Below are 13,894 nucleotides of genomic sequence, written 5' to 3' on the forward strand. Positions count from 1 at the left end.
CCGGCACGTCGCCGACCCGCGCCCGCCGCTTCCGTGGCCCCGCAGACAGGCGCCGGATCTCAGGTCGCATCGCCTCGGGGACGCGGCGGCGGTCCGCCCGCCGGCTCCGACGGACGGACCGGCGGGCATCAGCCGCGCGATCCGGCCGCCCCGCGCCACGTCGGTGATCACTCGTCGGACGGACCAGGACAGTCCCCGTCCCCAACTCCCTTACCACGGACGCCGCTTCCGACCCATTGACCCCCCGGAAGCCGGGAACCTACGCTGTGCGGCGTACTTAGAAAGCGCTTTCTGCCCATTCGTAGCCGCCACCTGCACCGGGAGCGCCCGTGAGTAGCCGTCCACCAGAACAATCCACTCCGCGCGCCGGCCGGCCGCGAAGGGCGTCGACGCCCTTCACCGTCGTCCTGGCACTGCTCGCTCTCGTGCTCGGGCTCGGGGTCGCCTCGCCGCCTCCCGCCGACGCCGCGCCGGTCCGGGTCCTGGTCTTCTCCAAGGTCACCAACTTCGAGCACGAGTCGATCCCGGCCGGTATCGAGGGGATCAAGAAGCTCGGCGCGGAGAACGGTTTCGAGGTCGAGGCGTCCGACGACGCCGCCGTCTTCACCGACTCCAACCTCGGGCGCTTCCAGGCGATCGTCTTCAACAACACCAACTCCACACCGGAGTCGGGCGATCTGCTGAACGCGTCACAGCGGGCCGCGCTCCAGAAGTACGTCCGCGCGGGCGGCGGCTGGGTGGGGCTGCACGCCGCGTCGGCGAGTGAGCGGGACTGGGACTGGTACGAGGGGCTGACCGGCGCCATCTTCGACAAGCACCCCGCCGTGCAGACCGGCCGTGTCAAGGTCCTCGACCAGGCACACCCCTCCACCAAGGGCCTTCCGGAGCTCTGGGAGCGTACGGAGGAGTGGTACAACTGGCGCACCAACCCCACCGGCAAGGTGCACACGCTCGCCCAGATCAAGGTGAACGACGGCATCACCGGCCTGGACGAGGGCCTCGACCACCCGTGGTCGTGGTGCCAGAACTACGACGGCGGGCGCTCCTGGTTCACCGCCGGCGGCCACGACCCGGCCGCGTTCGAGGAGGAGAACTTCCTCAAGCACCTTCTCGGCGGCATCCAGTGGGCGGCGGGCACCAAACCCGGTGACTGTTCGGCGACCAAGACCGGGTCGTTCGAGCGTACGCAGCTGGCGACCGACCTCTCCGACCCGTACGAGCTGGCCGTGACCCCCGACCGACGGGTGATCTACATCCAGCGCACCGGGGAGCTCCGGGTCCTCGACCAGTCGACGCTGGAGACCACCACCGCCCTGGACTTCGACTACAGCCCGAAGATGACCGAGGCGTCGGACGGTCTGATCGGCCTGACACTCGATCCGGACTTCGCGACGAACAAGTGGCTCTATCTGCTGCACTCCGACAAGGAGAAGAAGCAACTCAACCTGTCCCGCTACACGTTGACGGGCGACACCGTCGATCCGGCCTCCGAGAAGCTTCTCCTGGAGATCCCGACCGACCGTGACGAGCAGCGCGCCAACGTGCACATGGCCGGGTCGCTCGCCTTCGACCGGGACGGTGATCTGTACATCGCGACCGGCGACAACACCGACCCCTTCGGCTCGGACAACTTCACGCCGATCGACGAACGTCCTGGCAGGCAGGTGTTCGACGCGCAGCGCAGCGCGGGCAACACCAACGACCTGCGGGGCAAGGTCCTGCGGATCACCCCCGAGGACGACGGGACGTACTCCGTCCCCGAGGGGAACCTGTTCGCGCCCGGCACCGCGAAGACCCGCGCCGAGATCTACGCGATGGGGCTGCGCAACGCCTTCCGCATCACCACCGACCCGAAGGACGGGGCGCTGCTGATCGGCGACTACGGCCCCGACTCCCGTTCCGCGGACCCGAATCGCGGACCCGAGGGCACCGTCGAGTTCAACCGGGTCCCGAAGGCGGCGAATCTCGGCTGGCCGTACTGCATCGGGGCCAACACCCCGTTCAACGACTTCGACTTCGCGACCCGTGTCTCGGGGCCGAAGTTCGACTGCGCTGCGCCCGTCAACGAGTCGCCGAACAACACCGGTCTGCGGGAGCTGCCGCCGGCCACGCCCGCGACCGTCCCGTACCTGTACTCGGGCTCGCCCCAGTTCCCCGAAGTCGGCGGCGGTGGCGCGCCGATGAGCGGTCCCGTCTACGACTTCGACCCCGCGAACACGGCGCCGACGAGGTTCCCCGAGTACTTCGACGGGAAGTGGTTCAACTTCGAGCTGGGCCAGAACTGGTTCAAGACGTTCTCGGTCCAGCGGCACGACCAGTCGTTCACCGACCCGCGCTTCCCGCCCGCCAAGGCCGGGGACATCCAGTCGGTCAACCGGATCTTCCCCGACATGCGGTGGAACCAGTTGTTCGAGGCCGAGTTCGGACCCGACGGTTCGCTGTACGTGATCGACTTCGGGGTCGGCTCGGGCGCGGGCCGTACGGGTGTGCCCAATCCGGGGACCGGCATCTACCGCGTCGACTACGTGGGCGACGGCCAGGTGCCGACCGCCCGGATCACGGCCACGTCCGACACGGGTCCCGGGCCCCGGAGTGTGAAGTTCTCCAGTGCCGGTTCCGGTCTGCCCGGGGGTCAACCGGTCACGTACGCCTGGGACTTCGACGGTGACGGCACTGTCGACTCCACGAAGGCCGACCCGTCGCACATCTACACCGACAAGGGCGTCTTCACGGCCCGGCTGACGGTCACCGGACCGGACCGGCTCTCCGCGGGGGCCGTACGGGAGATCACCGTCGGCAACACGCGGCCGGTGCTGACCATTCAACAGGCCCCGGACGGGGGCATGTTCAGCCTCGGCGACACGATTCCGTTCACGGTGAAGGTCACGGATCGCGAGGACGGCAAGGGTGAGCAGATCGACTGCGCACGGGTCTCCGTCGAGGCGCGGCTCGGGCACGCGTCCGTGCTGCACCCGGTGCAGACCGCGCAGGGCTGCACGGGCGAGTTCACCGTCCCGGCGAGCGACGAGCACGCGAACCAGGACGTGTTCTACCGCCTGAGCGCGAGTTACCGGGACAACGGCGGTGACAGCGACGACGGGGTTCCGGCGCTGACCGGGACCGCCACGTCGAACCTCAAGTCCTCCTACCGCGAAGGGGAGTTCTTCAGCGAGACCGGCGGCGAGGGCGGCGGCGAGGGCGGCGGTGTCACGGTGGGCGAGCGGCCCGAGGCGTCCGGCGGCAAGCGCGTCATCGAGGTGGAGCACGGCGACTGGGTCGCGTACGACCCGGTGAATCTCACCGGGGTCCGGTCGGTCACCGTCGGCGCGTCCTCGGGCGGTACGGGCGGCACGATCGAGTTCCGCAACGGCTCGCCCACCGGCCCGCTGATGGGTTCGGTCACCGTCCCGAACACCGGCTCCTGGACGAACTTCGTCTCCCCGACCACCCCACTCCGTCCGGTCGGCGGCACGGTGAAGATGTACGCGGTGTTCCTGAACCCGGACTGGAAGCCGGACGGCCAGGACGTGCTCTCCGTGGACTGGCTGCGCTTCAACGGCCGGGGCGTCGAGAAGAAGCCCGGCACCACGGTCACCGTCACCGCCCCCAGGGCGGAGGGCGCGGCGCCGCTGGTGACGGAGCTGACCGGGACGGTGAAGCTCGCCGGGGGCCGCACCGTGGCCTCGTACAGCTGGAACTTCGGAGACAACACCCGGCCCACCGGTCAGCAGGGCGCGAGCGCCACCCACACGTACGCGCGGCCCGGCGCGTACACGGCGCACCTCACGGTGACGGACGACAAGGGTGACAGGACGACCGGCGAGTTCCCGATCACCGCGAAGTGACCCGGCACCGCATGTGACGCGGGCGGGCCCTGTCGGCAACACGGCCCGGATGCCGACGAGTTGAAGGACAGCGAGAAACAGCGGGACATCGAGAAGCATGGAGAGAAGAGGTCACGTGAGGGCGAACGGCACACGAAGAGCGTTCCTGGGCACGGCGGTGGCGGGCCTCACCGGGGTGGGGCTTGCCTCGACGGCGGGCACCGCCCGTGCGGCGGAGTCCGGCCGGCACCACGATCCTCGCTGCCGGCGGCGGATTCCGCGCTCGGGCATCGGCATGCACCTCTACACGATGCGCTCCGTCCTGGAGACGGACTTCGAGGGAACACTGGGGCAGTTGGCGGACATCGGTTACGCGACGGTCGGCGTCAGCGGACGGTTCGGCCGCAACGCCACCCAGATCCGGCAGGTGTTGGACGACGTCGGGCTCAAGGCCGTGCTGGAGCACGTCGGTTACGGCACGGTGGCGGGCACCGGTCTCCAGCAGGCAGTGGCGGACGTGCACACACTGGGCGGCGAGTGGGTCGTCGTACCGAGCCTGCCGACCGAGATGCACACCCCGGCCGGTTACCGGGAGGCGGCGGCGGCCATGAACCGGGCGGGGCGCGTGGCGCGGGAGTCGGGTCTCGGCCCGGTGCTCTTCCACAACCACGACGCGGACCACCGGACGGTGGAGGGCGAGGTGCTGTACGACATCCTGCTCAACGAGACCGACCCGGAGTACGTCGGCTTCGAGCTGGACCTCTACTGGGCCGCGAAGGGCGGGGCGGACCCGCGCAGTCTGTTCGTGGACGAGGGCCCGCGCTTCCCGGCGCTGCACGTCAAGGACATGGCCGCGAACGGTGACTTCGCGGACGTCGGATCAGGCGTCCTGGACTTCGCGGAGATGTTCGAGACGGCACACCGGGGCGGCGTACGGCAGTGGCTGGTCGAGCACGACGCGCCGAAGGACCCGATGGCCACGGCCCGCAACAGCCACCGCCATCTGTCGCGGCTGCGGTTCTGAGACACGTACGCGGACACGCGCCGCACCCCCGGCGGGCCCTGAGGCCCGCCGGGGGTGCGGCGTTGCCGGGGCGGGCGGGCGAACGACAGGCAGACGTTCCCCGTGACCCGGTGGGCCGGCTCCCCCGCCCAGGCAGCCTCCGCCTCGGTCGGGCTCCAGCCAACCCGCAGGATTCCGGGACCAGTTGACCGAACGGTCGGCGCTCCCGCGGATCTCCGCCAGAACACGGGCACACGCGTCGAGGTCGGAGGCCGTACGGCGCCTCGCCCGGATACGTCGCTCGCTCACCGGCCCGACCGACCACAGCGCCCACGCGGCGGCGCCGGACGGCCCTCGGCCCGTCCGGCGCCCACCGATCCCGCGCGGCTCTCGCTCCTCCCCCGCCCGTGCCCCCGCGCTCAGTCCTCCGAGGACGCCGCTCCCAGCAGTTCCCGGATGTGCGTCGTCGCCTCGCGGAACTCGGACCGGGCCAGCGTCTCGACGTAGTCCCGCTCCGGCGGCAGCCCGACGTCGATGATCTCCGTGATCGTGCCGGGCCGGGGGCTCATCACCACCACCCGGTTCGCCAGATAGACCGCCTCCGAGATGGAGTGCGTGACCAGCAGGACGGTCGTGCCGGTCTCCCGCCAGATGCGGTTCAGCTCCATGTTCATCTGCTCACGCGTCAGCGCGTCCAGCGCGCCGAACGGTTCGTCCATGAGCAGCACGGGCGGCTGGTGCAGCAACGCCCGGCAGAGCGCCACCCGTTGCTGCATCCCGCCGGACAACTCGTGCGGGTAGGCGTCCTCGAAGCCCCCGAGTCCGGTCATCCGGATGAGTTCGTCTGCGCGTCGGCCCGCGAGCGCGCCGGGCATCCGGCGCATCTCGGCCTGGAGCAGGATGTTGCGCCGGGCGCTGCGCCACTCCAGCAGGGCGGCCCGCTGGAAGACGTAACCGATGTCCGGGCGCGGCCCGTCGACGCGCTCGCCGTGCAGCCGTACGTCACCGCTGGACGCCTTCAGCAGTCCGGCGACCAGTTTCAGCAGGGTCGACTTGCCGCACCCCGAGGGGCCGACGATCGCCACGAATTCGCCCATCGGCACATCGAGCGACACCTCGCGCAGGGCGGTGACGTCGCGGTCCTTCGTACGGAACCGGACGGCCACGTCGCGCAGGGAGACCGCCGCCCCGCTTCCGGCGCGGGCGCCGCCCGCCGTGCCGCCGTCCTTGCCGAGGCTGGTCCCGCTCACGCGCCGTTCTCCCTGCTCTCCGCGCACTCCCCGCTCTCCCTCCCCTCCTTGCTCTCCCCGCTCCGTCTGGTCCCGGAGAGTCGCGTCCCTGGGCATCGTCATCCCTTCAGCGCGGAGCTGTCCCAGTAGTCCGACGGCGCCTTCGGGTTCTTCACCAGACCGGCCTCGGCGAAGACGTCGATGGTCTCCTGCCAGTCGGCCTCGGTGTTGAGCCCGGGTGCCCGGCCCTTCGTGGCCTCGGTGTGCAGCAGCGTCATCGTCGTCGCGAACTGCTCGGTCAGTACGGCCTTCGGCGGCAGTTGCTCGGACGCGCCCTCCATCGCGGCCACCGCCGGCTCCGGCGCCTTCTCGGCCGCCGCCCACGCCTCGCTGACGGCCGCGGCCATCCGCTTGGTGAGTTCGGGGTCGGAGCCGAGGATCTTCTGGCCGGCGATCAGGCCGTTGGAGTAGAAGTTGAGCCCGTGCTCCGAGAAGCGCAGATACGCCACGTCCTTCTTGGCCTTGTCCGCCATGGTCGGGCCCTGGTCGCTGGCGTAGCCGAGCAGCGCGTCCGTCTTGCCGGAGATGACCGCCGCGATCTTGCCCGCCGGGTCGGTGTTCTGGATCTTGACGTCCGACAGCGAGAGGTTGTTCTTCTGGAGGAAGATCGGGAACGTCTTGCTGAGCGCGTCACCCGCCGTACCCGCGATCGTCCGGCCCTTGATGTCGGCGGGTGTGCTGATGTCCTGGTCGGCGAAGAACTGCACGGACGACGGTGTCGTCTGAAGCATCACACCGAGGCTCTTGACGTTGACGCCCTGGTCGACGCCGCTGATCACGGCGGGGGTGTCCGCCCAGCCGAAGTCGGTCTGCCCGGCCGCGGTGGCCTGGACGGTCTTCTGCGATCCCTGGCCGGCCCGGATCTCCAGGTCGATGCCGTGCTTCTCGAAGATCTTCTCCTCGACGCCGTAGTAGAACGGCGCGTGTTCGCCGTACGGGTACCAGTTGAGCGTCAGCGTCACCTTGTCGAGCTTCTCGCCGGAGTCGCTGGTGGTGGTCCCGCCGCCGTCCTCGCCGCAGGCGGTGGCGACCAGGAGGAGCGGTACGAGGCCGATCAGGAGTCTGCGGGGGTGCATGGCTGGCCCTTCTCGGAGGAGAGGTCTCATCGGAACGGGGTCGTGCCGTGGGAGCGGAGGAGTCGTGGCGCGGGCGTCGGACGCGATGGTGCGGTGGGCGTCGGGTCGGGCGGGGTGCCGTGGGGGTCGTGCGGTGGGGGCCGTGCGCGGTGGTGCCGCCGGGGTGCGGCGGGGTGGTGCCGTCCGGACCGGGGGCGTGGCGGGGTCGTACCGGCCGGACGCGGGCGTACGCGGCGGACTCCGCCGATCTGTCAGAACGAGGTCGTGACGTTGGTGTCCCGGCGGCTCGCGTGCCAGGGCAGAAGCAGTTTCTCGGCGATCTCGACCAGCACGAACAGCACCACACCGATCAGTGACATGACAAGCAGTCCCGCGAAGAGCATCGGGGTGTCGAGATTGCCGTTGGCCTGGAGGATCACGTATCCCAGCCCCTCGTTGGCGCCGACGAACTCGCCCACGACCGCGCCCGTCACGGCGAGCGTGACCGCGACCTTGAGGCCCGAGAACAGATGCGGCAACGAGGCGGGGAAGCGGATCTTGGCGAATGTCTGCCAGGGCTTGGCGCCCATCGTCGCGGAGAGCTGGAGCATCTCCGGGTCGACCGCCTTGAGGCCGGTGACCATGGAGATCACCACCGGGAAGAAGGCGATGAGCACCGCGATCAGGACCTTCGGCGTGATGCCGAAACCGAGCCAGACGACGAACAGCGGCGCGATGGCGATCTTCGGTACGACCTGGGCGAAGAGCAGGATCGGGTAGAGGGTCTTCTCCACGGTCGACGAGTAGACCATCACGACCGCCGCGAGGATGCCGACGACGACCGCGATGGCGAAGCCGAGCAGAGTCTCGTACGTGGTCACCCAGGTGTGTTCCCAGAGGTAACTCGTCTTGCCCGTCAGCACGTCGAGGGTCGCTCCGGGCGACGGGACGAGATACGGCTCGACCAGTTCGGCGGCGGCGATCGCCCACCACACGACGAAGCAGCCGAGGAGCAGCGCGACGGGCCGCCAACTGGTCTCGACGGCCTTGCCGAACCGTTCCCCGGCTCCCGGCCCGGTGCGCGCGGCGACTCCCGCGATCTCCTTGGCCGGTCCCGGTACGACGCTCTGGCTCACAGTGAACTCCTCGGGAATCAGGAGCGGTTACGAGGCCCTGTCCGATCCTCCGCCGTGACCGGTGGCTGTACCGGCCGCCTTGCGGCCCCACCGGAGAAGCGCTTTCAGAAAGCGCTTTCTGGTAAGGTGATCGCCACGCTAATGACTGCTCGTCCGAACGGTCAATAGGTCGTCCGGAAGTTTCCGGGCCCCGCCGGGGGCCCTGCCGCCACCGCGACTCGGGGGCCGACTTGAGTGAACGGGAAGCACGGACGCATGTGACGCTCGACGTCGTGGCCCGCCACGCGGGGGTCTCCCTGGCGACCGCCTCCAGAGCGCTGAACGGGACGACGCGGGTGCGGGACGAACTGCGCGACCGGGTGCGGGCGGCGGCGGATCTGCTCGGCTACATCCCCAACGCGCACGCCCAGGCACTGGCCAGTTCGTCGAGCAAGACCGTCGGGATGATCTGCCACGACGTGGGCGACCCGTACTTCGCGGCGATCGCCGACGGGGTGATGCGGGCGGCGGCCGAGCAGGACGTGATGGTCATGCTGGCGAGTACGTTCCGCGAACCGGCGCGGGAGATCGCGTACGTCTCCATGCTGCGGGCCCAGCGCGCCCGCGCGATTCTGCTGATCGGCTCGGGCTTCCAGGACCGCACCTGGGAACGGGCGTTGGGCGCCGAGCTGGACCCGTACATCCGCGCGGGCGGGCGGGTCGCCGTCGTCAGCCGCCACCGCAGTCTGCGCGCCGACGCCGTCCTGCCCGAGAACCGGGCGGGCGCGGCGGCGCTCGCCCGCGCGCTGCTGGCGCTCGGCCACCGGCGGTTCGCGGTTCTCAGCGGGCCGCCCGAACTGACCACCGTCGCCGACCGGTTGGCGGGCTTCCGGGAAGGGCTCGCCGAGGCGGGGATCGCGCTCGGCCGTGACGCGGTCGTAGAAGGCGCTTTCACCCGGGACGGCGGTTATGCCGCCGCCCGCGAACTCCTCACCCGGCCGGTCCGCCCCACCTGTGTCTTCGCGGTGACCGATGTGATGGCGGTGGGCGCGCTCGCCGCGTTCCGGGAGGCGGGTGTGGGCGTGCCCGCCGACATCTCGCTCGCGGGCTTCGACGACATCCCGCTCGTACGGGAGTTGACTCCCCCGCTCACCACCGTCGCCCTGCCGCTGACCACCATGGGCCGGCACGCCATCTCGCTGGCGCTGCGTGAGCCGCACGGGCAGCGCTCACGCGTACTGCGGGTGGGCGGCGAGGTGGTGCTGCGTGCCAGCACGGGGCCACCGCCGGTCGGTGGGACCGACGGCTGAGGGGTGTGCCGACGGGGCGAACCGCCTTTCTTTTCGCGCGTGTCGCACCGCGCGGGTCGTCCCCTCGTCACCACCGCGCTCGCCCGTCACCACGCTCGCTCAGGCCCGCCGCGTCTGCTCAGCTCCGTGTCCGCTCATCACCGCGCCCCCTCGTCCGGGCCGGCTCCGCTGGCGACGGCGGGTTCCGGCTGCTCGCCGGGCATGCCGACGGGTTCCGGTGGTTCGCCGGGCGCGCCGACCGGCTCCGGTGGCTGCCCCTCCGGGACGGCGGTGAGCAGATGCTGGACCAGCGTCACCAGCGTACGGATGCCCGAACTGGCGATCCGCGCGTCGCACATCACGACGGGCACCTCCGGCCGGAGGTCGATCGCGGCCCGGACCTCCTCCGGGTCGTAACGGAACCCGCCGTCGAACTCGTTGACGGCCACGACGAATCCGATCCCGCGCTTCTCGAAGAAGTCCACGGCCGAGAAGCAGTGCTCCAGCCGCCGGGTGTCGGCGAGGACGACCGCGCCGAGCGCGCCCCGGCAGAGTTCGTCCCACATGAACCAGAAACGCTCCTGCCCGGGGGTGCCGAACAGATAGAGCACATGCCGCGCGTCCAGCGTCATACGGCCGAAGTCCATGGCGACCGTGGTCGACGTCTTCTGCTCGACACCCGTCACATCGTCCGTCGCCGTACCGACCTGGGTCAGCAACTCCTCGGTGCTCAGCGGGACGATCTCGCTGACCGATCCCACAAAGGTTGTCTTCCCCACCCCGAATCCACCGGCGATCAGCACCTTCAGGGCGGTGGGGAAGGCGACGGGCCCGGAGTCAGAGTTGTCGTCGTAGACCATCGAGTACTGCCTTCAGGAGGGAACAGTCGCCGGGATTGTCGAAAAGGTGCGGCGGCCGGACGGTGACCGCGCCGCTGTCCATCAGATCGGAGAGCAGGATCTTCGTGACCACGGCGGGCAGCCGCAGACGTCCGGCGATCTCCGCCACCGACATCGGCCCCTGGCAGAGGCCGAGCGCCTGGCTGTGCTCGGGGCCGAAGTACATCCGGCTGGCCGCGCCCGTGGCCATGACCAGCGACATCAGATCCAGCTCGGTCGTCGGACGGGTCCGCCCGCCGCTGACGGTGTACGGGCGGATCAGCCGGCCCGCCGCGTCGTCCAGCCAGGGCCCGTCCCGCAGAAGCCGCACGCCGCTCACCGCCCCGGAACGCTCGACGGGGTGACGGCCGCTCGTCTGACCGGCGTGACGAGATAGGGCCGGACGCTCTTGACCAGTATCGCCATCTCGTAGCCGAGGACGGCGGCGTCCGCCTCGCGTCCGGCCAGTACGGCGAGACAGGTGCCGGACCCCGCCGTCGAGACGAAGAGGAGGGTGGAGTCCAGCTCCACCACCACCTGGCGGACCTCGCTGCTGTCGCCGAAGCGCGCCCCGGCGCTGCGGCCGAGCGAGTAGAGGCCGGAGGCGAGAGCGGCCATGTGGTCGGCGCTGTCGGCATCGAGGCCGTGGACGGATCTGACCAGTCCGTCGGAGGAGAGGAGTACCGCGCTGCGGGTGTACGGCACCCGTTGGACCAGGCCGCTGAGCAGCCAGTCGAGGTCGGAGACGTGGCCGGTCGGCGCATCGCTCGCCATGGTGATCTACTCCTTGGGGGGGTTGTCTCGGTTTCGGCGTTCCGTGTCCGGCAGGTCCGTCGGGACCGGCACGGACGGCACGTCGGTCAGGTCCGGCCGGTCCGTCAGGTCTGTCAGGTCCGTCACGGGGACGGGGACAGGTGCGGGGGACGCGTCGACTGCGTGCCGGGGGTCCCGGGGCGTCTGGGCCTCGGCGAGGCCGATGCCCCGCTGGAAGGCGGCCATCAGACCGGGATCGTGGAGTGCCTGGTTGTCGCCGGGCGGGGCGGGGGCGTCCCGGAGTTGCGGGGCGAGGTGCTCCTGGCTGCGGCGCTTGGGCAGTTGGGGCCGCTCCTCCGGCGCGGGCGGCCGGGGCCGGGAGATCGAGCTCGCGCGGGAGCCGCCCTGGATGGTGGGGGTGGTGTGCTCGCCGCGTACGGGCAGCGGCCGGCGTTCCGAGGTCCGTCGCCGGTGCGAGCGTGGACCCGGGGACGTCCGCCCGGAGTATGACCGCGACGTGTCCGCGACCGGGGCAGGCCCGGTCTCGTGCGGCTGCGCAGGCGCGGAGGGGGGGTCGGTCGGGGGCGGGGGCACCGGCGCGGGCACGACGGGGGCTGCGGGGGGCAGCGGCCCCGACGGGGGTGCGGCGTGAACGGTCCGTCCGGCCCGGCCCGCCTGACCGGCTTGCCCTGCCCGTCCGGTCGGCTCCGCCCGTGCGGCCGGTTCCGCCTGCTCCGGTGCGTAGGTGTCGTCGCTGTCGCCGTCGCCCCGGCCGCCCAACAAGGCGCGCGGCAGTACGAGTACGGCCTGGATGCCGCCGTAGATGTTGGCGTGCAGCCGTACGGCGATGCCGTGTCGGCGGGCGAGTGCCGACACCACGTACAGGCCGATCCGTCCGTCCTGGAGGAGATGGGCGACATTGACCTGGTCGGGGTCGTCGAGCAGCGCGTTCATCCGGCTCTGCTCGTCGGCGGGCATGCCGAGCCCGCGGTCCTCGACCTCGATGGCCAGTCCGGAGGTGACCGGCTGGGCGCGGAGCAGGACCTGGGTGTGCGGGGCGGAGAACAGGGTGGCGTTCTCGACCAGTTCGGCGAGCAGATGGACGACGTCGGCGACGGCGTGGCCGCGCAGGGTCCCGCTGATCGGCGGCACGAGTTTGACGCGTGGATACTGCTCCACCTCGGCGACGGCGGAACGCAGCACCTCGGTCAGGGTGACCGGCAGGCTCCACTGACGGCGCGAGATGGCCCCGCCGAGTACGGCGAGGTTCTCGGCGTGCCTGCGGATACGGGTGGCGAGGTGGTCGACGTGGAAGAGACCTTTCAGCAGATCCGGGTCCTCGACCTTGTTCTCCAGTTCGTCCAGAAGCTGGATCTCCCGGTGGACGAGTGACTGGAGCCGTCGGGCCATGTTGACGAAGACCTCGACCTTCTGCTCGTTGCCCACGCTGCTGGACAGCCGGGACGCCTGGACGACAGCGGCGACCGCGCCTTCCTGGGACCGGGTCAACTCCATTGCGAGCAGGTCGAGTTCGTCGCCCGTGGGGGGCGTCGACGGGGGTGTACGGCGGGGTGGCGGGCCCTCGCCCCGGCGGAGTTGTTCCACGACGCCGCGCAGGTCGGACCGGGCGCGGGCGTTCGACCTGCGCAGCGCGTGGCTGCGGTCGGTCACGGACCTGGCCGCGCGGTCGGCGGCGACGACGGCGTACGTCACCGCGGCAGCCCCGATCAGCACGGCGCCGGCAAGGGCGGCCCAGACACCGCCCGTCGGCCTCGCCCCGCCGGAGCGGGCGACGACGAGCACGGCGAGCAGGCCGCCGAGCGTGGCTATGACGGTCGGCACCACGGCGGCGCGCAGGAGTTGGGCGCGTATCCGGGTCCCGGGGGTCACCGGCGTGGCGGGGTCGGGTGCGGGGTCGGGTACGGCGTCGGGGCCCTTGGCGGGCGACGTCCTGGCCGTGGACGTACGGGCGCTTGGCCGGCCGTGCCGTCCGCCTTCTCGGCGGGCGGGTCGCGCGGCGGGGGCGCGAAGGTGCGACATGAGTGTCCTCGGTACGTGGGGCCCGCCGCGGGCATTCGGGTTTCGCGGCGGTGTGGTGTGGCGGTGTTCTGCGGCGGTCTGGTGCGTGGTCGTCGGTGGGGAGGGCGGGCGGACATGCGGAAGGAAGCCCAGCGTTCATCACTGAGCACACACGGTAGTTGGCGAATAGTCAGTCGCGGCGGACAGTTGACGAAGTTGCCCACAGAGCGTCCCGCTTCGGTATGAGTCGTCGCACAACAGAGCGAAACAGTGCAATCGAACTGAGGGGCGGGGCAGTTGCCCACGCGCTCACTCCTCGTGGGTGAGCGGGAGTGGGCGAGCGTGTCAGGAATCGCGTGCGGCGTGCGGGGCGTGGGGCGCGGCGCCGGGACGTACGGGCACGCGGGCATGGCGAGTTGACCGGCCACCCATGGAGAGCGCCGGTGCCGGCTACAGGCCGGGCGGGATCGTGGAGCGCGCATACGGACCCGCGCCGTGCCGGGTCCGAACCGCGCACGACCGCCCGCCGGTCAGATCCCGTCCGGCGCGACTCCGTGGGCTCGGGCTACGGCGGAGAGGAGCCACGCCAGGTGTTCCGGGCCCGCGGAGCGGGAAGGGGGCCGGGCCCTGTCCGGCGGACAGGGCCGAGGGCCTGTCGTTCGGAACAGG

General features: G+C 71.0%; 9 protein-coding genes and 1 pseudogene. 3 read left to right on the plus strand and 7 right to left on the minus strand.

Annotated elements, in window-relative coordinates:
* Positions 1-329: 329 nt before the first annotated feature.
* Both OG875_RS02895 and OG875_RS02900 read left to right on the plus strand, forming a co-directional pair.
* On the plus strand, positions 330-3,845 hold the full coding sequence (locus OG875_RS02895) for a ThuA domain-containing protein (RefSeq protein WP_443079050.1): 3,516 nt from the start codon (positions 330-332) through the stop codon (positions 3,843-3,845).
* 97 nt (positions 3,846-3,942) lie between these two features.
* The gene (locus tag OG875_RS02900) at positions 3,943-4,848 is read left to right on the plus strand and encodes a sugar phosphate isomerase/epimerase family protein (protein ID WP_443079051.1); all 906 of its coding nucleotides are present in this window, start codon (positions 3,943-3,945) and stop codon (positions 4,846-4,848) included.
* 398 nt (positions 4,849-5,246) lie between these two features.
* Here the strand turns inward: OG875_RS02900 and OG875_RS02905 are convergent, their stop codons facing one another.
* From OG875_RS02905 to OG875_RS02915, 3 genes are all read right to left on the minus strand, one after another.
* Entirely contained in the window at positions 5,247-6,077 is an 831-nt protein-coding gene (locus OG875_RS02905) for an ABC transporter ATP-binding protein (RefSeq protein ID WP_330172628.1), read from the minus strand.
* A gap of 98 nt (positions 6,078-6,175) precedes the next feature.
* Entirely contained in the window at positions 6,176-7,192 is a 1,017-nt protein-coding gene (locus OG875_RS02910; RefSeq protein ID WP_330172629.1) for an ABC transporter substrate-binding protein, read from the minus strand.
* A gap of 251 nt (positions 7,193-7,443) precedes the next feature.
* On the minus strand, positions 7,444-8,307 hold the full coding sequence (locus tag OG875_RS02915; RefSeq protein ID WP_330172630.1) for an ABC transporter permease: 864 nt from the start codon (positions 8,305-8,307) through the stop codon (positions 7,444-7,446).
* 257 nt (positions 8,308-8,564) lie between these two features.
* Here OG875_RS02915 and OG875_RS02920 point away from each other — a divergent pair, with 257 nt between their 5' ends.
* Positions 8,565-9,596 (plus strand): LacI family DNA-binding transcriptional regulator, encoded by a 1,032-nt coding sequence (locus OG875_RS02920; RefSeq protein WP_330177579.1) that lies wholly within the window; start codon positions 8,565-8,567, stop codon positions 9,594-9,596.
* A gap of 230 nt (positions 9,597-9,826) precedes the next feature.
* Here OG875_RS02920 and OG875_RS02925 read toward each other — a convergent pair.
* The 4 genes and pseudogenes from OG875_RS02925 to OG875_RS02940 all read right to left on the minus strand — a co-directional run.
* Positions 9,827-10,435, minus strand: a pseudogene (locus OG875_RS02925) (GTP-binding protein); the annotation flags it as partial.
* Positions 10,413-10,784, minus strand: a complete 372-nt coding sequence (locus tag OG875_RS02930; protein ID WP_330172631.1) for a DUF742 domain-containing protein — start codon at positions 10,782-10,784, stop codon at positions 10,413-10,415. The pseudogene OG875_RS02925 and the gene OG875_RS02930, both read right to left, overlap by 23 nt.
* A gap of 5 nt (positions 10,785-10,789) precedes the next feature.
* Positions 10,790-11,227 (minus strand): roadblock/LC7 domain-containing protein, encoded by a 438-nt coding sequence (locus OG875_RS02935; RefSeq protein ID WP_330172632.1) that lies wholly within the window; start codon positions 11,225-11,227, stop codon positions 10,790-10,792.
* A 6-nt stretch (positions 11,228-11,233) separates the two neighbouring features.
* Positions 11,234-13,246: an ATP-binding protein gene (locus OG875_RS02940; protein WP_330172633.1), complete on the minus strand. Its 2,013-nt coding sequence runs from the start codon at positions 13,244-13,246 to the stop codon at positions 11,234-11,236.
* Between the last annotated feature and the right edge of the window lie 648 nt (positions 13,247-13,894).

This window comes from Streptomyces sp. NBC_01498 (assembly GCF_036327775.1).
Taxonomy (GTDB): domain Bacteria; phylum Actinomycetota; class Actinomycetes; order Streptomycetales; family Streptomycetaceae; genus Streptomyces.

Excerpts from the sequence above, each read along its gene's own strand:
- OG875_RS02900 (WP_443079051.1), top strand. The coding sequence starts at position 3,943 with ATGGAGAGAAGAGGTCACGTGAGGGCGAACGGCACACGAAGAGCGTTC.
- OG875_RS02935 (WP_330172632.1), bottom strand. The coding sequence starts at position 11,227 with ATGGCGAGCGATGCGCCGACCGGCCACGTCTCCGACCTCGACTGGCTG.
- OG875_RS02910 (WP_330172629.1), bottom strand. The coding sequence starts at position 7,192 with ATGCACCCCCGCAGACTCCTGATCGGCCTCGTACCGCTCCTCCTGGTC.
- OG875_RS02940 (WP_330172633.1), bottom strand. The coding sequence starts at position 13,246 with ATGTCGCACCTTCGCGCCCCCGCCGCGCGACCCGCCCGCCGAGAAGGC.